Source organism: Lysinibacillus sp. NPDC047702 (assembly GCF_050272555.1).
Lineage (GTDB): Bacteria > Bacillota > Bacilli > Bacillales_A > Planococcaceae > Lysinibacillus.
In genome coordinates, this window is the sequence record NZ_JBNNMG010000070.1 from 1 (window position 1) to 19,074 (window position 19,074).

19 protein-coding genes and 1 pseudogene are annotated in these 19,074 nt (G+C 36.7%); 5 read left to right on the plus strand and 15 right to left on the minus strand.

Features of this window, described 5'->3' with window-relative positions:
* Positions 1-72: 72 nt before the first annotated feature.
* From ACQKIM_RS23340 to ACQKIM_RS23350, 3 genes are all read right to left on the minus strand, one after another.
* Entirely contained in the window at positions 73-381 is a 309-nt protein-coding gene (locus ACQKIM_RS23340) for a hypothetical protein (protein WP_427548570.1), read from the minus strand.
* 228 nt (positions 382-609) lie between these two features.
* Positions 610-840 (minus strand): hypothetical protein, encoded by a 231-nt coding sequence (locus ACQKIM_RS23345; RefSeq protein ID WP_427548617.1) that lies wholly within the window; start codon positions 838-840, stop codon positions 610-612.
* Positions 841-862: 22 nt separating this feature from the next.
* Positions 863-2,398, minus strand: coding sequence for a hypothetical protein (locus ACQKIM_RS23350; RefSeq protein WP_427548572.1), 1,536 nt, complete (start codon positions 2,396-2,398; stop codon positions 863-865).
* Between the two features lie 471 nt (positions 2,399-2,869).
* On the opposite strand from ACQKIM_RS23350, the gene ACQKIM_RS23355 reads away from it, so the two are divergent.
* The 3 genes and pseudogenes from ACQKIM_RS23355 to ACQKIM_RS23365 form a co-directional block, all read left to right on the plus strand.
* Positions 2,870-3,334, plus strand: a complete 465-nt coding sequence (locus tag ACQKIM_RS23355) for a hypothetical protein (RefSeq protein ID WP_427548574.1) — start codon at positions 2,870-2,872, stop codon at positions 3,332-3,334.
* A gap of 21 nt (positions 3,335-3,355) precedes the next feature.
* Positions 3,356-3,613: a tyrosine-type recombinase/integrase gene (locus tag ACQKIM_RS23360; protein WP_427548575.1), complete on the plus strand. Its 258-nt coding sequence runs from the start codon at positions 3,356-3,358 to the stop codon at positions 3,611-3,613.
* Between the two features lie 23 nt (positions 3,614-3,636).
* Positions 3,637-4,050 (plus strand): annotated as a pseudogene (locus ACQKIM_RS23365) (tyrosine-type recombinase/integrase); the annotation flags it as partial.
* Between the two features lie 81 nt (positions 4,051-4,131).
* On the opposite strand, the gene ACQKIM_RS23370 reads toward ACQKIM_RS23365, so the two are convergent.
* The 4 genes from ACQKIM_RS23370 to adh form a co-directional block, all read right to left on the minus strand.
* On the minus strand, positions 4,132-5,559 hold the full coding sequence (locus tag ACQKIM_RS23370; protein WP_427548576.1) for an aldehyde dehydrogenase family protein: 1,428 nt from the start codon (positions 5,557-5,559) through the stop codon (positions 4,132-4,134).
* 43 nt (positions 5,560-5,602) lie between these two features.
* Positions 5,603-6,571 (minus strand): DUF4003 family protein, encoded by a 969-nt coding sequence (locus ACQKIM_RS23375; RefSeq protein ID WP_427548578.1) that lies wholly within the window; start codon positions 6,569-6,571, stop codon positions 5,603-5,605.
* A gap of 526 nt (positions 6,572-7,097) precedes the next feature.
* The gene (locus tag ACQKIM_RS23380) at positions 7,098-7,457 is read right to left on the minus strand and encodes a DUF779 domain-containing protein (protein ID WP_427548580.1); all 360 of its coding nucleotides are present in this window, start codon (positions 7,455-7,457) and stop codon (positions 7,098-7,100) included.
* 21 nt (positions 7,458-7,478) lie between these two features.
* Positions 7,479-8,999, minus strand: coding sequence for an aldehyde dehydrogenase (gene adh / locus ACQKIM_RS23385; protein WP_427548582.1), 1,521 nt, complete (start codon positions 8,997-8,999; stop codon positions 7,479-7,481).
* A gap of 240 nt (positions 9,000-9,239) precedes the next feature.
* Here adh and rluF point away from each other — a divergent pair, with 240 nt between their 5' ends.
* Complete coding sequence (gene rluF / locus ACQKIM_RS23390) at positions 9,240-9,941, plus strand: 23S rRNA pseudouridine(2604) synthase RluF (protein ID WP_427548583.1); 702 nt, start codon at positions 9,240-9,242, stop codon at positions 9,939-9,941.
* A gap of 22 nt (positions 9,942-9,963) precedes the next feature.
* Positions 9,964-10,683, plus strand: a complete 720-nt coding sequence (locus ACQKIM_RS23395) for a DUF6904 family protein (protein ID WP_427548584.1) — start codon at positions 9,964-9,966, stop codon at positions 10,681-10,683.
* Positions 10,684-10,724: 41 nt separating this feature from the next.
* On the opposite strand, the gene ACQKIM_RS23400 is transcribed toward ACQKIM_RS23395, so the two are convergent.
* The 8 genes from ACQKIM_RS23400 to ACQKIM_RS23435 form a co-directional block, all read right to left on the minus strand.
* Positions 10,725-11,222 (minus strand): cupin domain-containing protein, encoded by a 498-nt coding sequence (locus ACQKIM_RS23400; RefSeq protein ID WP_427548586.1) that lies wholly within the window; start codon positions 11,220-11,222, stop codon positions 10,725-10,727.
* A 165-nt stretch (positions 11,223-11,387) separates the two neighbouring features.
* Entirely contained in the window at positions 11,388-12,095 is a 708-nt protein-coding gene (locus tag ACQKIM_RS23405) for an ABC transporter ATP-binding protein (protein ID WP_427548587.1), read from the minus strand.
* Positions 12,095-12,874, minus strand: coding sequence for an ABC transporter ATP-binding protein (locus tag ACQKIM_RS23410; RefSeq protein WP_427548589.1), 780 nt, complete (start codon positions 12,872-12,874; stop codon positions 12,095-12,097). Before ACQKIM_RS23410 ends, ACQKIM_RS23405 begins: the two co-directional genes overlap by 1 nt.
* Positions 12,874-13,809, minus strand: a complete 936-nt coding sequence (locus tag ACQKIM_RS23415; protein ID WP_427548590.1) for a branched-chain amino acid ABC transporter permease — start codon at positions 13,807-13,809, stop codon at positions 12,874-12,876. Before ACQKIM_RS23415 ends, ACQKIM_RS23410 begins: the two co-directional genes overlap by 1 nt.
* 12 nt (positions 13,810-13,821) lie before the next feature.
* Complete coding sequence (locus tag ACQKIM_RS23420; RefSeq protein ID WP_427548592.1) at positions 13,822-14,697, minus strand: branched-chain amino acid ABC transporter permease; 876 nt, start codon at positions 14,695-14,697, stop codon at positions 13,822-13,824.
* Positions 14,698-14,897: 200 nt separating this feature from the next.
* On the minus strand, positions 14,898-16,130 hold the full coding sequence (locus ACQKIM_RS23425) for an ABC transporter substrate-binding protein (protein WP_427548594.1): 1,233 nt from the start codon (positions 16,128-16,130) through the stop codon (positions 14,898-14,900).
* Between the two features lie 480 nt (positions 16,131-16,610).
* The gene (locus ACQKIM_RS23430; protein WP_427548595.1) at positions 16,611-17,213 is read right to left on the minus strand and encodes a class I SAM-dependent methyltransferase; all 603 of its coding nucleotides are present in this window, start codon (positions 17,211-17,213) and stop codon (positions 16,611-16,613) included.
* Between the two features lie 86 nt (positions 17,214-17,299).
* Positions 17,300-19,063, minus strand: coding sequence for a CotH kinase family protein (locus tag ACQKIM_RS23435; RefSeq protein ID WP_427548597.1), 1,764 nt, complete (start codon positions 19,061-19,063; stop codon positions 17,300-17,302).
* Between the last annotated feature and the right edge of the window lie 11 nt (positions 19,064-19,074).

The window sequence follows — 19,074 nt, forward strand, 5'->3', positions numbered from 1 at the left end:
CCAAACCATTATAAAGGACTTTTTTGTGCTTACATGTAATTACAGAAAATTATGATTAATTTGAATGAGGCATTATTTTAATGCGATGCTAGTGACCCAATTAACAAAAATATTTGAGAAGAAATAATGTAATAATACTACAATGATTCCGAAAAAAAGTGCTACTCCCACATCTATTATCGCTGACTTTAATGATTCCTTAAAAACCTTTGAAATTTCTAATAAAAAACCTACGATTCCAATGAATCCTAGCACAGCACCAATAAGGCTGGTAATAAACTCATTACCTAAAAATGTTGGATTCAAATACAATAATATTGAACAAATGAAGAAAGCCAAAGCAACTGATATTCCTTCAGCAATTTTTATTTTATCTTCCATACTATAACCTCCTAACTATTTTTTACTCTTAATACGATAATTTACCTAAAAAGGATTCAAAATAAAGTAAATAGCACTTTCGAAGGAATGCTTGTATAAAATGAGGCTGGCAAAATTTCAAAATATTATCTGATAAACAAAAACACCTACCGAAGTAAGTGTTTTGATAATTTTTTTGATTGCCCATTAAGGTGTGGTCTAATAATTTCATTTTATTAAATCTGGCATTTATTCTTCTACTCTATAAACTTTATCAACTGTACTATCTTCATTAAAAACATAAATCCTATCACAATGAATACATCTCCAGACTTCTTTCTCGGGATAAGGTATAGCGAACACATCTATAGTATCACCCATATTGATAATATCATCCCATTCTTTATCTGTGTAAACACGAAGTTGAACATCATTTGGAGTTTGTACAGTAGATAAGGTTTTTCCACATTTACATTTCATTCTAGCCAAGTTTAGATGCCTCCTAATTCGTTACTTTTTCTTTTATCCATATCTCTACTTTACCTGGAAGTTGCTTATCAGGGTAAGTTCCTTTAGCACGATTAAGAATCTCCTGAGCTTGTGCTTTCGTCAGCCCCGACTCTCTTGCATCAATAATAACTTCTTCAGCATTTTGTTTAAATGCATCTTTAATCCTTCCAACACCAGTATTGACATTCGGATTTTTAAGAGTTTTAAGTTCTGTTAGAACTCCATCGATTTTAAAATCAGGTGTCTTTTCTCCTGGAATAGTTGATCTAGGAATCTGTTCAACTATCTTTCCCTCAGCGACTAGTTCATTAACAACTTTTCTTTCATCTGGAGTCAGCTCGTTTAAATTTCCAATGAATTTACCCGCTTTCGTATCTTCGCCTTCTCTAGCCTTCTCCTCATCTTTAGCTCTAATCAAAACATACTCAGCCGTTGATTCATCCACACCAGTAGCGGATGCCATTTCAGGTATAGTTGCGTCACGTATTTTCTTACCTGTATTAAGATCAACCCAAGACCCTATGGCACTATCTAATATAGCAGGAACGCCATCAATTATATCCAGTAGAGGTTGTCTCCAAGAATAGTCACCTTCCCATGGTGTGCCGTCTGGTAGCTTTAATAACTGCTGTCCATCCTCAGATAATCCTAAACGGTAGCCATCAGGTGTCCATCCTATAGCATCCGTTGGAACGTAAACGCCTAAATTACCTGCAGGTATAGCCGCGTCACGCAGCCATTGGTCCATTCGGTTATATGTGCTATCACTTGGATTAATAACATTACCATCTAACGTAAGCACCATAGATGCACCAAACGCAGAAACTAAATCACCAAAGCTTGACAAAGTAGGATTTGCAGTATAAGACCTTAATGCGTTATAAGCGGTTGTTGCAGCTGGAATAGACGAACAACTAGGATAAGACTCACAAACAGTTGGTATAGACAATTTTGGATTAGATAACAAATCAATACTTATAATCTCACCAGCATTAGTCTTAGCAAGACTTGCTCCAATATCAATACGTATATAATTACCTAAAGACCAGACCTTACCATTAGTATCAGTAACCGTAACGTTATAACCATTAGGCAAAATTAAATAATTACCATTAGATTCAGCAGGAATAGAAGGCGCATCAGTAGCAAACTTAGCCTTAAGAGTATCCAGTCCAGCCGTTAACCAATCTCCAGCCGTAATAACTCCATCAGCCATCTGATCAAGACTACTTAAAAAGTTTGACTTCATATCGGCACTCATTTTTGGCCATGTCTCTTTAGCTGTTTGATACATTTCATCTATGTTGTCTTTTAAATATTGTTCAGTATGCATTGCACTAGCTGCTACAGTTGTGGTAGCTACAACCGCAGTTGCATAGGATGCTGCAGCCCATTCTTCAAATGTGGCAGTTAGCGCATTGGCATGAGCTTCTGAGGTCTTAAAAGCCCCGTAATTGATATTAAATAGAAGTAATAAGGCTACAAGAACCATTAAAACTTTGTTCAATAACTTTGTACTATGTAACAATTTTATCTCTCCTTTTCATCCAAAAATATGTTTATATTACAAAATTACCATATATGAACTAATCAAGGAATGAAACTTAGTTAAAAATACTTTATTGTATAATTCGATTTACTTATTTGTCCTTCACATCCGAACGCATGCACAATAAAAAACCACCCATAAGAGTGGTCCTTTACCTAGAAGCTAATACTAAAGTTTAAATTCATGCTAGTCGAAAATAACACCAAAACTTACATGCTCAAAATTCAAATATGCGTTGCATATATCCGAACTATAGTATGGTTCAAGTCCTTCGATTTTTCTCTTAGTAATAAATAGACCAAATCCAGATACATTATCACAATTTTTTTCATAGACTCGAATCTCTGAGTCTGTATCATCATTAGCGACAATGATTTAATAAAGGTGGTGATTGGTATGTGAAATAAAAATTAAATTGAATTGAATTAAATAGAGAGAGGAGAAATAATTATGGCAAGTTATAAAGAACTTGAACTAGCTAAAAATGGGAAACCACGTATTAAAATAACTGTTGAACTAGGAAACGATGAGGAAACTGGTAAACGTATTAGAAAATACAAATCAGTAACATTAAACAGTCTTTCTGAACATGCTATCAAAAAAGCGATTACTGAGTTTGAAATTGAAGTATCTAAAATGGAAATCTTACAGGACACAGAATCTATTACATTCAAAGAATTTTGCAATCGTTGGTTAGACAATTATGTGAGACTTGATCTATCCCCTGCTACTAAATCACATTATGTAAGAACTTTAAACACTGGAACATTTAATAATTTCGATAACATGAAGATGAAAAAAATTAAAAAAATTCATATTGTAGAGTATTTTTCCGAGGAAAAAAAAGAAGGACGTAAAAATTTAAGTAATAAATACGGCGTATTAAAAAGTATATTTGCTAAGGCTGTAGAATGAGAGATCCTTATCGATAATCCTATGAGTGGCATAAAAGCCCCTCGGGTGGAATCTTGTAAAAAAGATTTGCATTTTTATGATGCTAATCAATTAGTACAAATGCTAGATGCCATAGAGAGCCTAGACTTCAAATACAGAGTAATTTATAAATTAGCATGTTTGGTAGGATTGAGAGAGTCTGAGATAGTAGCTATAAGTTTAGAAAAGATTAATTTCGTAAACAACACAATATTAATTGATCAAGCACTTAAATATGATACAGAAAAAAATCAAAATTAGTATTAGGTCCACCTAAAAATAAAAAATCACGTATTGTAAATGTCCCTGAAAAGTTTATGGATGAAATTAAAGAACAAGTACTGGCACAAAAGAAAATGAAAATAAAGTCAGGAAATGCATGGAAGCCTATGAAAGATGATGACGGCAACGACATTGATTTTTTAATCACTTCGCGAAATCGTTTAGGCTATCCAATTGTACCTTCTGTATTATCTTTAACATGGAGACGCCACTCAAAAAAACTAGGTTTACCCGAAATTAACTTTCATGCATTAAGACATTCTTGTGCATCTTATCTACTAAGTAATGATGCTAACTTTAAAATCATCCAAGAACAATTAGGACACAGCGATGTAAGTATGACAATGAACACATATAGTCACTTAACCAAAGAGGACAAAAAAGATGCCATTGATTTATTTAATAAAATATTATAATTTGGTCGCTTTTTGGTCGCCTCAAATTTTCGAAGTCCCCAAAAACCTTTGAAAATAAACGATTAGGGGACTTCATGCAAATTAGAATGATTTTTTCATCGTGATAAATTTCATATCTGTCATTTCTTCTATTGCCCACTTAATTCCTTCTCGACCATAGCCACTCATTTTTACGCCGCCATATGGCATATTATCCACTCTAAATGTCGGAATATCATTAATAATAACGGCTCCTGCCTGTAACTCATCTGCTGCATAGAGTGCATCTGACAATACATTTGTGTATATTCCCGCATTTAAGCCAAGTTCCGACTCATTTACTAGTCGAATAGCGTCGTTTAATGTTTCATATGAAACAATTGAGACGATTGGTGCGAAAGTTTCCTGACAAACAATTTTCATATCAGCAGTAACGTTTGTCATAACAGTCGGCATTAATGTTCTTTCTGTGAATGTTCCCCCTGTTGCGACTACCGCCCCCTGTTCCTTGGCTTCCTCAATCCATTGACGAATACGTTCAACCTCATTTGGATGAATCATTGCACTCACATCCGTATTTCTGTCTAACGGATCCCCTACCACTAATTTTTTCGTTTCTGCTACAAATGCCTTTGTAAAATCATCAATGATGGAGGAATGCACATAAATTCGTTGTAACGAAATGCAAACTTGTCCAGCAAAATTAAAGGCTCCTCCAACACAACGGGCTATAATTTTATCAATTGGTGTCGAAGGCTCGACAATAACCGCAGCATTAGAACCAAGCTCTAACGTTACTTTCCGCAAACCAACCTTCTCTTTAATACCCAAGCCAACCTTACCGCTTCCTGTGAATGTCACCTTTTTCACAAGCGGATGAGAAACGAGCGTGTCACTGAGCTCTCCGCCACTGCCTGTCAATATTTGAAGGGCTCCATCAGGTAGACCTGCCTCTTTAAATATTTCTGCCATTACGATTGCACTTAATGGTGTTTGTGTTGCTGGCTTTAAGACAACTGTATTTCCTACTGCAAAGGCAGGTCCTAGTTTATGTGCCACTAAATTAAACGGGAAATTAAATGGCGTAATGGCGGATATAACCCCGATTGGTTCTCGTTTTGTCCAGCCAATACGATCACCTGCTCCAGGCGCAGCATCCATTGGGACTGTTTCACCCTTAGCCTGCTTTGCCCCCTCAGCAGCAAATTGATAGGTTGCTATTGTGCGTTCTATTTCCATCAAGCCTGCTGATATGGGTTTACCTGCCTCTAAGGCTAAGATTTCAGCAAATTCTTCCTTGCGCTGTCGCATGATATGGACAACTTTATATAATATTTCCGCTCGTTCGTAAGCTGTTGTTTTTTTAAATGTTTGGAATGTTTTCTGTGCACCTTCTATTGCCCGTTCAACATCTGCAATTGACGCCTTAGCAATCTTTGCAATAATCTCACCGCTAAATGGGGAACTAAGCTCATATGTTTCCTGTGCATCCTGCCACTGACCATTGATCCAAAGTTTTGTTTCCTTCATCCTTCAATTGCACCTCCATAAAATCATACTCTTCTTTATTTTATCACGAAGAACTTGAACTAGATGCTACAGTAGCTGCAGTAACTGCTGCTAACATTGCTGCCTGTTGTGCTTGAATTAATAATTCAATGGATGACATGATCGTCATGGATAAAGACTGTTGCACCTTTGCTATATCATAAATAGCGAATTGTATAGCCATAAATAATACAAATTCACGATGCCATTTCAAAAGTTTCATACCCTTTAATTCATGATATAAATCTATAATTTGTTGGAGGTGAACATTATTTACCTCAAGAATGGCTAAAAAACCAAGCAATGGGTAATGCATCGTCTTAACTTTAACATCCTGTTTTTTTAATGTATCGCGAATCATAACGACGCTTGGCACCAGTTTATTATCGTATTGAGGAGATAAGAAAGTCAGTACCTGTGATAACCATTGTAGTTCATTGCCAGCATTAAAATTGTACGTACGTAATTCTTTATAGTAACGGTTCATCGTTTCTGCTCTTACTTCAACATCATCCATTGAACTACTTAATAGTACAGCATACGGGATATCCTCATAGGACGTTAAAAATCGATGATGCTTGCGAATTTCTTCAAATAAAGCTCGTGCTGACTGTGCATGTGCATGTTTTTCACTTTCCTCTTCAGTTAAAAACTGAGCTCCTATAAAGGTAAAATTACCACTCCTAAATTTGACTTCCTTCATTATAGTGACGTTTGTTAGCAAATTTTTCACGGCATGCTCTATATCATCGTACTCCATCAAATTTGCAGCAATACTGTACCCTACCGTTGTTCTTAAAGGGGACATCCATGACGATTGCTTCTTCATTTCTTGTAATACTTCTTTATATTTTACGGAATCAAAGCTCTTCCCTGACGCCACATATTTGCTCGCGATTGCTAAGATAATTTTACGATCAACTGTCCAGCCCGCAGCCTTCGAAACCGTTTCCACTGTTTGAGTAAATTGATTTTCAATCATAACATAATCCATATTCAGCACACTCCTTTTTTCCATTATATACGTAATATCCAATTGAAAGGATTCAGCCTATATCAATACAGAATTTGTTTTACTAGGTGCTTTCACAAGTACCTAGGTCAATATGAGGTCATGTACTGTTTATCCTCTGATTTTTCGACAAACTCCACGTATCTTCTACATTCTTAAAATATCTCCGATTTGTAACAATTAACATAAAAAGTAAGCTTAATTTAATGTATGTTACCCGATTTTATATGGTTTAATGGAAATAACAAATAAAGAATGGAGGTAATTATATTGAATAAGATAACCAGTAGAAAATCTTTATTCACAGTAACCCTACAAGATCGAATACAGCAATTTTTACTGTTACGTAACTCTCCAAGAAATATAGCCCTACATACACTTTTTCAGAAAAATTAACATAGAAAAAAACAGCGGCACCTACTTTTGCCGCTGTTTATACATGATTTTACGTCTTTCAACGTTTATATGCTTATCCATTGCATGGAGCGATTCTTAGTACAAAAAAGATTTAAATTAATCCCAGTTCCTTTAATTCATCAGCGGAAAAGGCTCTTGATCTTGTTAAAAATCGCTTTCCCTCTACACCTTCTAATGAAAACATACCGCCTCGACCATCAACCACATCTAAAATTATTTGTGTATGCTTCCAATAATCATATTGATTTTTATGCATATAAAAGGGTGCACCACCAATCTCCCCAAGGCAAATATCCTGATCACCTAATATAAGGTCGCCATTTGGGTAACACATCGGTGAAGATCCGTCACAGCACCCACCTGATTGATGAAAAATAACAGGCCCATGCTTTTCTTGCAATAATTCGATTAGTGCCAGCGCTTCTTCTGTTGCTAAAACACGCTCGATCACGCTCATGCACCTCCCTACGGATTAGAAGAAACCTAGTTTGTTTTCACTGTAGCTAACTAATAAATTCTTCGTTTGTTGGTAATGAGATAACATCATCTTATGATTTTCACGACCAATTCCTGACATTTTGTAGCCACCGAATGCCGCATGTGCAGGATAAGCATGGTAACAGTTTGTCCAAACACGTCCTGCTTGAATACCTCGACCAAAGCGGTATGCTGTATTCATATCACGTGTCCATACACCTGCACCTAAACCATATAATGTGTCATTCGCAATTTCTAATGCTTCCTCTTTTGTTTTAAACGTTGTGACAGCAACAACTGGACCAAAAATTTCTTCTTGGAAAATACGCATTTTATTATTCCCTTTGAAGACAGTTGGTTTAATGTAGTAGCCATTTTCAAAACCTGAACCTACATTGTTTTTCTCTCCTCCAATTAGACATTCAGCGCCTTCTTGCTTACCAATATCTAAGTAGGAAAGAATCTTTTCCATTTGCTCACTTGAAGCCTGAGCACCCATCATTGTGTTTGGATCAAGTGGATTTCCGACTTTAATTGCTTCTACACGCTGTAATACACGCTCCATAAATTTATCGTAAATAGATTCCTGAATTAATGCACGAGAAGGACAAGTACATACTTCCCCTTGGTTAAGTGCGAATAGCACAAAGCCCTCTACTGCTTTATCTAAAAAGGCATCATCTTCATCCATAATATCCTCAAAGAAAATATTTGGTGACTTACCGCCTAATTCTAATGTAACTGGAATAAGGTTTTGTGAAGCATATTGCATAATTAGGCGACCTGTCGTTGTTTCACCCGTAAAGGCAATTTTACCAATGCGTGGATTAGATGCTAGTGGCTTTCCTGCCTCTAGACCAAAGCCATTCACAACATTAAGGACACCTGATGGCAATAAATCTTCTATCAATTCAAGAAGCACCATAATCGAAATTGGTGTTTGCTCTGCAGGTTTTAACACTACACAGTTTCCAGCTGCAAGTGCAGGTGCTAACTTCCAAACAGCCATTAATAGCGGGAAATTCCAAGGAATAATTTGACCAACTACTCCAATTGGCTCATGGAAGTGATAAGCTACTGTATCATTATCGATTTGGCTTACTGCACCTTCTTGTGCACGCAAAGCACCCGCAAAATAGCGGAAATGATCAATTGCTAGAGGGATATCTGCATTTAATGTCTCACGTACTGCTTTCCCATTATCCCATGTTTCGGCAACGGCTAGCTTTTCTAGATTTTGCTCCATGCGGTCCGCAATTTTAAGTAAAATGTTTGCACGCTCTGTTGCGGATGTTTTACCCCACGTATCTTTTGCGGCATGTGCTGCATCAAGTGCAAGTTCGATGTCCTCAGCTGTGGAACGCGCTGCTTGTGTAAAAACTTGTCCAGTAACAGGAGTGATATTATCAAAGTATTGACCTTTCACAGGGGGTGTCCATTCTCCACCAATATAATTATCATATTTCTCTTTGAATTGAACTACCGATCCTTCAGTGTTTGGAAATGCATAAACCATTTTACTTCTCCCCTTTACACAAAATAATGAGAAAATATCTACAAAAACTATTATTATATATCGAAATAACAATATTTTCATAGAAACCCTCTTACTCAATATATTGTCAGAAACGAAAAATAATTTCAACTTTTTTAAAAATTTTTTGAGTAATTTATTTTTACTAGAAAAGCTTCTAGCATTCACGGTGTCACCAGCGATAATGTATACTTAAATTATATAAATGTATAGGAGAACAATATGCGCATTAATAAATATTTAAGTGAAACTGGCATCGTCTCTCGTCGTGGTGCTGATAAGTGGATTGAGGAAGGTAAAGTAACCATTAATGGAGAGGTAGCTACCGTAGGCAGTAAAGTCGAAGCTGGTGATGTTGTTTGTGTTGATGGAAAAGAGGTAAAAAAAGAAGAACAGCTCGTATATATTGCCTTAAACAAACCAGTTGGAATCACTAGTACAACTGAACGTCATATAAAAGGGAATGTCGTTGATTTTGTTAATCACCCTCTACGAATTTTCCATATTGGACGTCTGGATAAGGAATCAGAGGGACTATTATTATTAACGAATGACGGAGATATAGTAAACAAAATTCTCCGCGCAGAAAACCATCATGAAAAAGAGTATATTGTGCAAGTTGATCAACCAATTACGGAGCAATTTATCAAGAAAATGGGAACAGGTGTAGATATTTTAGATACCACAACCTTGCCATGCCATGTAGAAAAAATATCAGATAAAGTCTTTAAAATTATCTTAGAACAAGGTCTAAATCGTCAAATACGCCGTATGTGTTCAGCTCTCGGTTATTCCGTTAAGCGTCTACAACGAATTCGTATCATGAATATTAAACTTGGTAATTTAAAGGTTGGACAATGGCGCGATTTAACGGACAAGGAACGAGCAGAACTATTCAAACTACTTCAATATACACCTAAATAAAGCATTGTAAGGGGAGAGAATTATGCTTTCAATACAGAGTACTGAATTGTTAACAGGAGCACGTATTAGCGGTGACTTTTGGGATTTAGATGAACTTATAAATGCTATTCACAAAATAACAGGGGATGAAAACAAATATTATGATTATCAAGGTTCACGTCTTCGTATCTTGAATGTTTGCTACAATTTACGCCAAGCCGCTAAGGGAGAGCGCCAACTGGAATTTGTTAGTAATGGGCTTAATAAAAGTGTACTGACACAGCATGAATTAATTTTCCCAAATAAAAACGCCTATTTCTCAACGGAGGTACTTTGGCCTGAGCTTATTTTTATGGCCATTGCATTAAACGACTTTATTCAACTGCACAAAGAGTTAATAGATTCTTCTGATTGGAATATAAATGTTGCTGCCATACGCAAATTCCAAGCGGCGGTTGCTGATTGTCTTGAACAAGAACTAAATGAGGAAGAATATTTAGTATTTTTAAGGATGCTACATACGAAAAATCCCTTAACTTTTCGCTATGTTACTCAGTATATTGATGTACTAAATCTTGAGTATATTCAATTAAGCTGGGAGGAACGTAAAGCTCATTTAGCAGCATTTGCTCTGCGCATAATGTTAGAGGATGATGAATATGTATCACTTAAATCTCAACTAATGGATGCTGCCATTTCTACAAAAAAAGCATTGCATGATATCGAAATAATGACCAATTACCCTGAAAAAATTTTGTGGTAAACCGTATATGCCGTCTCACAATTAGCTGAGACGGCTACTTTTTATCGAATCGATTGATAAGCCATTTTTCGAATAACGCTCTCATGCTGAGGATAATCAGCTAAAAGCTCCTCTTGTGTAAATAATTCAAAGTCCTCAAAATCAAAGCCTGGTGCCACCATACAGCCAACTAAACTAAATGTATCCGCTTCCTCTACAGATGAGCCAAAAATAGTATTTTTCGGCACAACTATTTGCGGTACTTCCCCTGCTTCAACATTTAAGCCCAATTTCCGTGCCTCATATGTACCATCTGGAAAAATCATGTGTACTGTCAGAGGGCTCCCTGCATGATAATACCAAAGCTCATCTGATTTCAAACGATGCAAATGCGAGATATCCTGCGAACGTAGTAAGAAATAAATACTAGTATAAATTGGTCGTTCCACTTCTCTAACCGCTATACCCTCAGAAGCTCGAAATGAAGATCTATAATATCCTCCCTCCGGATGCTCCACCAAATTTAATTTTTCTATAAAATATTGTGCTGAATACTTCATAACCTCACTCCTTTCATTCACCTTACCAAATTATAAAGGAAGATTGCTACCGCTAGCTATCCGTCACATTTACGTTTCTATCCTTTACTTTTGAGTTTCTATCCGTCACTTCTTCGGTTTCACACACGCAAAAAGGCACCTCTACATGGAGATGCCTTCTTCCTCTTATAAGCCGCCTAAATATGCTGCCTTTACTTGTTCACTTTCTTGTAGCTCTTTTGCTGTACCAGAAAGAACAATACGCCCTGTTTCCAATACGTATGCACGATTAGCTACTGACAGAGCCATATTGGCATTTTGCTCAACAAGCAATACCGTTGTACCCTCTTTATTGACCTGCTCAATAATATTAAAAATATTTTTTACCATAAGTGGCGCAAGCCCCATTGAAGGTTCATCCATTAATAACAGCTTGGGTTTAGCCATTAATGCACGCCCCATTGCAAGCATTTGTTGCTCACCGCCAGATAATGTCCCTGATTGCTGTTTACGACGCTCTAGTAAACGTGGGAATAACTCAAAGACATGGTCCATATCTTTTTTTATGCCTGCTTTATCATTACGAAGATAAGCCCCAAGCTCCAAGTTTTCTTCTACTGACATATTGGCAAAGACACGACGTCCCTCAGGAACATGCGAAATACCAGATTTCACAATTGACTGAGCTGCCTTCCCTGCGATAGAGAAGCCCTCATATTCAATAATGCCTCCCTTAGGTTTTAGTAAGCCAGACAATGTTTTTAATAATGTACTTTTACCAGCACCGTTCGCACCGATTAATGTAACAATCTCACCCTCGTTTACTTCTAAAGAGAGGTCCTTTAATGCTTGTATATTTCCGTAAAATACATCTATATTTTGTACTTTTAGCATTAGCTGATAACCTCCTCACCAAGGTAAGCTTCAATTACCTTTGGATTGTTGCGTATTTCTTCTGGTGTCCCATCAGCGATTAGTTGACCATGATCTAGTACGTAGATACGTTCGCAAATACCCATAACTAAGCTCATATCATGCTCAATAAGAAGAATAGTCAAGCCAAATTCTTTCCGAATAAATGCTATTAACTCCATTAAATCATGCGTTTCCTGTGGGTTCATCCCTGCTGCTGGCTCATCTAGTAATAACAGCTTAGGCTTTGCTGCAAGGGCACGAGCAATCTCTAATCGACGTTGCATTCCGTATGGTAAGTTTTTTGACAGTTCATCTTTATAAACATCTAGTCCAAAGATTTTTAAGAACTCAATGGATTGAAGCTCCATTTCTGCCTCACCTTTAAAGTGATTCGGCAAACGAAAAATGGAGGACCACATTGTATGCTTAGCAAGCGAATGATTTGCCACCTTTACATTATCTAGAACAGATAGCTCTTTAAATAAACGGATATTTTGGAATGTACGGCTAATGCCCTTTTGTGTGACTTGATATGGGGCAAGTCCATTTATCTTTATACCATCAAATGTAATGGTACCCTCAGTAGGAGTATAAACACCTGTAAGCATATTAAAGCTTGTCGTTTTCCCGGCACCATTTGGCCCTATAAGACCAACTAACTCTCCCTGATTCAGGTACATATTAACGCCCTGTACAGCCTTTAATCCACCGAATTGAATGCCCATGTTTTCAACATTGATAAGAAGGTTTCCAGTCATTATTTTGTACCTCCTTTTTTACCAAACTTAAATAGATCCGTAATTTCCTTTGTTCCCATCAAACCAGTTGGACGGTACAGCATAACAACAATTAATACTAAGCTGTAAATAATCATACGTGTCTCTGGGAAGTTTGCGAGGTACGCAGAAATCATAGTTAGGAAGATCGCAGCAATAACAGAGCCCGAGAGACTTCCTAATCCACCAAGTACAACATAGATTAAAATATCAAATGATTTTAAGAAACCGAAAGTTGTTGGCTGAATAATATAAAAATTATGTGCAAAAATAGCCCCTGCAAGTCCGGCGAAGAAAGAACCGATAGCGAAAGCTACTACTTTATAATAAGTAGTATTAATACCCATCGCATCTGCTGCAATTTCATCCTCACGAATAGAGATACATGCGCGACCATGACGAGAATTCGTAAAATTTGAGATTACTAGAATTGTTAGAAAAACACCTACGAATGCATACGTCCAATTGGATAAATATTTAACCTGCATCCCAGCTGCCCCGCCTACATAATCCGTATTTAAGAAAATAATACGAATAATTTCTGCAAAGCCAAGTGTAGCAATTGCTAAATAGTCACCCTTTAATCGTAACGTTGGAATACCTACAATTAATCCTGCAACTGCTGCAGCCAGTGCCCCTAAGAAGATTGCTAATGGGAACGGTAGCATAAGCTTTGTTGTAATAATAGCAGAGATATATGCCCCAACTGCTAAGAATCCCGCATGCCCTATCGAAAATTGACCCGTAATTCCAATAACAATATGCAAGCTGACCGCAAGCATAATGTTAATGCACATTGTTATCAGCATATTTTGATAGTAAATATCAAGTACACCTGAGGTAATAAGAATTTGTACAACTGCATAGATGACTAGCGCTAATACGGCATAGCCCCAGAAAACTTTAGACTTTTTCATAATACCGCTCACCTACACTTTCTCACGGGCATTTTTACCAAAGATACCCGATGGTCTGAAGATTAAAATTAAAATTAAAATAACGAATGCTGCCGCATCACGCCATAACGAGAAGCCGAGCGCACTCACTAATGACTCCACTACACCTAATAGCATGCCGCCAACCATAGCACCAGGAATAATTCCTATACCACCAAGAACGGCTGCGATGAACGCCTTAACTCCAGGAATAACCCCCATCAAAGGATCGATTTTCGTATAATACACACCAAAGATAACGCCAGCAGCTCCTGCTAATGCTGAACCAATAGCAAATGTTGCTGAAATGGTATTATCAACGTTAATTCCCATTAAACGAGCTGCATCCGCATCATGAGAAACGGCACGCATCGCCTTTCCGATTTTTGTTTTATGCACGATGAATTGTAAAAGAAACATCAGTACAACTGCGACAGATAAAATTAAAATGGATGTACTACTGATTTGAACGCCGAAAATATCAAATGATTTATTTTTAATGACATCAGGATATGCTGCTGGTTGCGCACCCCTGAAGAAAATCGTCGTATATTCGATTAATAGTGAAACACCAATTGCAGTAATTAATGCAGCAATACGTGTTGCATTTCGTAAACGCTTATATGCAATACGTTCAATGAGAACACCAAATATTGCACAGATTGCCATTGCCAATAATAGTGCTGGGAAAAAGCCAAGCTCCCATTTAGCAATTGCGTAAAAGCCAATAAATGCCCCAATCATGAAAACATCGCCGTGGGCAAAGTTAATCAGCTTAATAATCCCGTATACCATCGTATACCCTAACGCTATTAATGCGTAGATACTACCTAGTGAAATACCATTCACAAGCTGCTGTATCCATTCCATGAGCGTTCACTCCTTTTACTTTTTGAAAAATGCAAAAACGGGACGTACTCTACATGGTATTATTGAATGCAGAATAAATTGTGTCCCTCATCAAAAGTTTTTTCCAATTCCTTTTGCTAGAATCTATGTTTTTGCAAACTCTAGATATCTACTACACATAAAAAAGGAAGGCGTGTTTACCCGCCTCCCCCCTACAAACATTAAGGATTAACTTTAGAGTTGAACACTTGTTTACCGTCTTGGAATTCAAGAACTGTTGCTGTTTTAATTGGGTTATGTTGTTCGTCAACTGAGAAAGTACCTGTTACTAAAGAAAGATCTTCTGTTTTTGCTAATGCTTTTTTAATTGCTTCCCCATCTGTAGAGCCTGCACGCTCAATAGCATCTGCAATATAATAGATTGAGTCATAGCCAAGTGCATTGAATGCATCAGGTGCTTTATCCTTGTTCGCAGCTTTAAATGCTTTTACGAAGTCTTGAATTTTTTTATCTGGGTCTTCCGCAGAGTAGTGGTTTGTAATATACGTATTATTAAGCGCTTTCTTACCAGCTAGCTCTACTAATGTTGGCGAATCCCAGCCATCAGCGCCCATCAATGGAACATCTATACCCATTTCACGCGCTTGTTTAACAATTAAACCAACTTCTTCATAGTATCCAGGGATAAAGATGAAGTCAGGTTTCGCTCCTTTAATATTCGTTAACTGTGTACGGAAATCAGCGTCTTTAGCTACATATGCTTCTTCTTTTACGACTTTACCACCATTTTTAGTAATTGTTTCTTTAAATGATTTTGCTAGACCTTTAGCATAGTCAGATGCATTGTCAGCAAAAATAGCTACATTTTTCGCTTGTAATTCATTAGTGGCAAAGTTTGCTGCTACAATCCCTTGGAATGGATCAATAAAGCAAGTACGGAATGCATATTCATTAACGCTGCCATCTTCATTTACTGTAATATTCGGAGCTGTCCCTGATCCAGTAACAATTGGAACTTTCTTGTCGTTGGCAATTTGCACTGTTGCAACTGTATTACCAGAAGTTGCAGGAGCTAGCATCGCTACTACTTTATCCTGTGTTATTAGTTTAATGGCTGCTGCAGTTGCCTCTGAGTTTTCGGATTTGTTATCTACTTTAATCAGCTCAATTTTTTTACCATCGATACCGCCTTTGTCATTAATCTCTTTTACAGCAAGCTCTGCGCCCACTCCAATCGAAGATCCATAAGATGCAACATTACCTGAAAGCTCTAGGTTTGCACCGATTTTTATTGTTTCGCCGTCAGATGAACCACCACCTGATGAGCCACCTGATGATGAGCTTCCTCCTGAACTTGAACTATCTCCAGCACCACAACCAGCTAGTACACCAGCAAGTAATGAAGAAGCAACCAAAAGTGAACCGAACTTTTTAAGCTTTTTGTTCTCTTTCATAATTATATTCCCCCTGAAATTTTCTCAAATATTAGATATTTCTGATAATTATAAACAATTAAATGCAATTCCTCAATAGCGAAAATAATTATTTATAACTATCTAAAACTGAATTAAATATTATTCATTTAAGCCTTTTACATTGTAAAACATTCTTTATATTTAGTCTAGAGTGATTTTTCAGTATAATTAGTTATTTAAGAATAATCTATCAATTTTCAGTTTATATTTGTGTAAAGCTGTTATTTTCAATTGCTTTTTTATAAAAATATCTCTTATTTGAAGTCCTTTTTTCGAAAATTGAATGATTAAGTTCAATAGGGCCAGCCTTTAATTATATTTTTACTTTGGAAATTCTTACCTCGAATTATCATTTTGAAAGGACCCTATATTTATTTCCGGGAAAATAAAGAATGGAATGAGGACTACCAAATTATTACACTCAGTTGAATGAGCACAAAAAAACCTAGAGTAGGTGCTCTAAGCTTTTTTTAACGCAAACACACAGAGGCGCTCGTTAATATTTTTTTCATTTTCTAAATGGATCTCATGGATTATTTCAAATGGTGTTCCATGAAGTAAAAACTGCAAATAATCATATGGTGGATAGTAAAGAATAATATGAATTTCACGCATGTATTGCTCATAAGACTTCCAAATATTATGAATAACTGTACGGAAAATATGAATAGAGAATGGATTGAAAAAAAAGAAAACTGTGTCACATGGTTGAACCATATATTCTTCCGCTATTGCATGAATAAAGGAGATGGGTATTGGAGCATTATTTTTTTGAAGATAGCTCCTTTTATTACTCTCAGCCTCTGCATAAAAGCCTGCATCCATTTCTATTCCAATTGTCTGGATGTGAAATTTATGATGCACATAAATAGGAACTCTTCCTTTGCCACATCCCATATCAATAAACACTGGATTATCAGGCATTTTATAGGCTAAAAACAATTGTTCTAAGCCTGTATATGGTGTTGGCTCGTAGCGATGATAATGCGCAAGTTTAGGAAAACCATACTGTTCACCAACTGTATTAATATGCAAATATTTATCAAATTGATGTTCTTTCATACTAGTTGACTCCTCAAAAAAGAATGCTTAATTTTAGCACGATAAAAGGCAAAACCATACCCAAAAGTTTTGGATATGGTTATTTTTTAACGACCTCTTCTCTTAAATTTAAGAACACCAAAAAGGGCAACTATTAACAGGGCAAAACAAACGATTATTGTAATTACTGTATTTTTATCAATGACTGTTGCTTGATTTAGCTGTTCATTATTTTGGCCAGGCATTCCCATCGGACCACCATTTCGATCAGGTCGTTGCATTGGATCATCACCAGCAGGACGCTCCCCTTGATCATTGCCATCTTGATTGAAAGGAGGAAGCTGTGAAGGGTCAAAATTCTCAGGCATAGGGTTGCCGTTCATATCACCATTAGCATTAGGGTTAGACATCCCCATATTACCTATTGATGTTGACGCTTCTACAACAAGCTCGCCAGACAATTGCTTTAAAATAGATGCTGATCGTTGCTTAGCAAATTCAGGGAGACTATTTTCCCCTTCTACGGCCTCTAAAAACTGCTCAGTTGTAGAGAATTTCGTAGGGTCTGCTTCCACATAAGTTGTTATGAGTACTGCTAGATTTTTCGTTATGTTCTGTATATACTCTTCTGTTAAGTAATTAGTAGCTAGTTCCTGTAAATAACCTTCATATTGCGCACGATATTTCTCATTGGAAAGCAAGGCGTTTAATAATGGTCTTTCTTCTAATGTTGTACCAGATACAGGTGTTGTCACACTAAAATTAATCGCACTATCTTGTATTAGATTTCCAGACATGCCTGCAGCCATATCTATCCCATTCTGATTTCGATCAACGTTTGGTTGTTGTTCAGAGCGTTCGTTATTCTTAAAATCATCTGTTTCATTGAATTGCCCAGCTTTCAAATCCTTATTGTTCTGGAAATCACTATTGCCCCCCATTCTACCGCCTCCAGCACTGAAGCCTCCAAAGGACATATTGTAATCCCAAGGTATGATAGAAAACACACCATCCTCTTCATACAAATAGTAGTTGTGCTTCATATTCCCCTGATAACTATCCAGATTTACAAGTGCGGTGTTTACAGCAAAGTAACGTAGCATTTCATCGACATCAATATACTTTTCAATGTCACCACCATTATTGATGGCATCCAGCATCTCTATAAATTTGGATTGATCGATATTACTTTTGTTTGTTTTTAACCCAATCCCTGTATAGTCAGCAATATCACCACTAATATATTTCAAATCATTGCCTGTCCCATCTGGCTTAAACAAGAAGCCGTTATTAGAGCCATAGTTATTTGCTAGGAAGGTTTCATCTACCGCTTCAACACCTAAAAATAAACCACGTTCTTCTCCATTCACTGTGACATACATATAAGAATGTGCGGGTGTAGGTAATCCCATTTGCTCCATCAGTTCATAAGAGATATATTCTCGCATTAAAGTTGAATCAATATAATTATTATTTAAATTTAATTTTTTCAAACCATATAGACTCTGTGTATCATCATAGTAGTCAAAATCAATTTTTAAGCTATAGCGATCCGAATCACTGTTAACAACTGAACGCAGTGATAGATTCCCTTTTGTACGAATCGCTACATTTTCTATTTTCTTACCATTAACCGTAATATCCGCCTTCTTTAACTCCTCTGCCGCAGCATTTTCTAGCATATCTGCCCAGTCTTCCTCAGCAATTTCAATGTCTACTGTTGTCACTTTGTTGTTATTAAACACAATATTCCCATAAGAAAACTCGGTATTTTTAGTTTCAATACCTACATTTGGAAGCACAGCATATATGACAACAAAGAGGAGAAGTAGAATTGCCATACAAAGATAGACAACTCTTGCTTTAATCATGATTTTCACCT

Excerpts from the sequence above, each read along its gene's own strand:
- ACQKIM_RS23340 (WP_427548570.1), bottom strand. The coding sequence starts at position 381 with ATGGAAGATAAAATAAAAATTGCTGAAGGAATATCAGTTGCTTTGGCT.
- ACQKIM_RS23345 (WP_427548617.1), bottom strand. The coding sequence starts at position 840 with ATGAAATGTAAATGTGGAAAAACCTTATCTACTGTACAAACTCCAAAT.
- ACQKIM_RS23355 (WP_427548574.1), top strand. The coding sequence starts at position 2,870 with ATGGCAAGTTATAAAGAACTTGAACTAGCTAAAAATGGGAAACCACGT.
- ACQKIM_RS23360 (WP_427548575.1), top strand. The coding sequence starts at position 3,356 with ATGAGTGGCATAAAAGCCCCTCGGGTGGAATCTTGTAAAAAAGATTTG.
- ACQKIM_RS23370 (WP_427548576.1), bottom strand. The coding sequence starts at position 5,559 with ATGAAGGAAACAAAACTTTGGATCAATGGTCAGTGGCAGGATGCACAG.
- ACQKIM_RS23375 (WP_427548578.1), bottom strand. The coding sequence starts at position 6,571 with ATGGATTATGTTATGATTGAAAATCAATTTACTCAAACAGTGGAAACG.
- adh (WP_427548582.1), bottom strand. The coding sequence starts at position 8,999 with ATGGTTTATGCATTTCCAAACACTGAAGGATCGGTAGTTCAATTCAAA.
- rluF (WP_427548583.1), top strand. The coding sequence starts at position 9,240 with ATGCGCATTAATAAATATTTAAGTGAAACTGGCATCGTCTCTCGTCGT.
- ACQKIM_RS23395 (WP_427548584.1), top strand. The coding sequence starts at position 9,964 with ATGCTTTCAATACAGAGTACTGAATTGTTAACAGGAGCACGTATTAGC.
- ACQKIM_RS23400 (WP_427548586.1), bottom strand. The coding sequence starts at position 11,222 with ATGAAGTATTCAGCACAATATTTTATAGAAAAATTAAATTTGGTGGAG.
- ACQKIM_RS23405 (WP_427548587.1), bottom strand. The coding sequence starts at position 12,095 with ATGCTAAAAGTACAAAATATAGATGTATTTTACGGAAATATACAAGCA.
- ACQKIM_RS23410 (WP_427548589.1), bottom strand. The coding sequence starts at position 12,874 with ATGACTGGAAACCTTCTTATCAATGTTGAAAACATGGGCATTCAATTC.
- ACQKIM_RS23415 (WP_427548590.1), bottom strand. The coding sequence starts at position 13,809 with ATGAAAAAGTCTAAAGTTTTCTGGGGCTATGCCGTATTAGCGCTAGTC.
- ACQKIM_RS23420 (WP_427548592.1), bottom strand. The coding sequence starts at position 14,697 with ATGGAATGGATACAGCAGCTTGTGAATGGTATTTCACTAGGTAGTATC.
- ACQKIM_RS23425 (WP_427548594.1), bottom strand. The coding sequence starts at position 16,130 with ATGAAAGAGAACAAAAAGCTTAAAAAGTTCGGTTCACTTTTGGTTGCT.
- ACQKIM_RS23430 (WP_427548595.1), bottom strand. The coding sequence starts at position 17,213 with ATGAAAGAACATCAATTTGATAAATATTTGCATATTAATACAGTTGGT.
- ACQKIM_RS23435 (WP_427548597.1), bottom strand. The coding sequence starts at position 19,063 with ATGATTAAAGCAAGAGTTGTCTATCTTTGTATGGCAATTCTACTTCTC.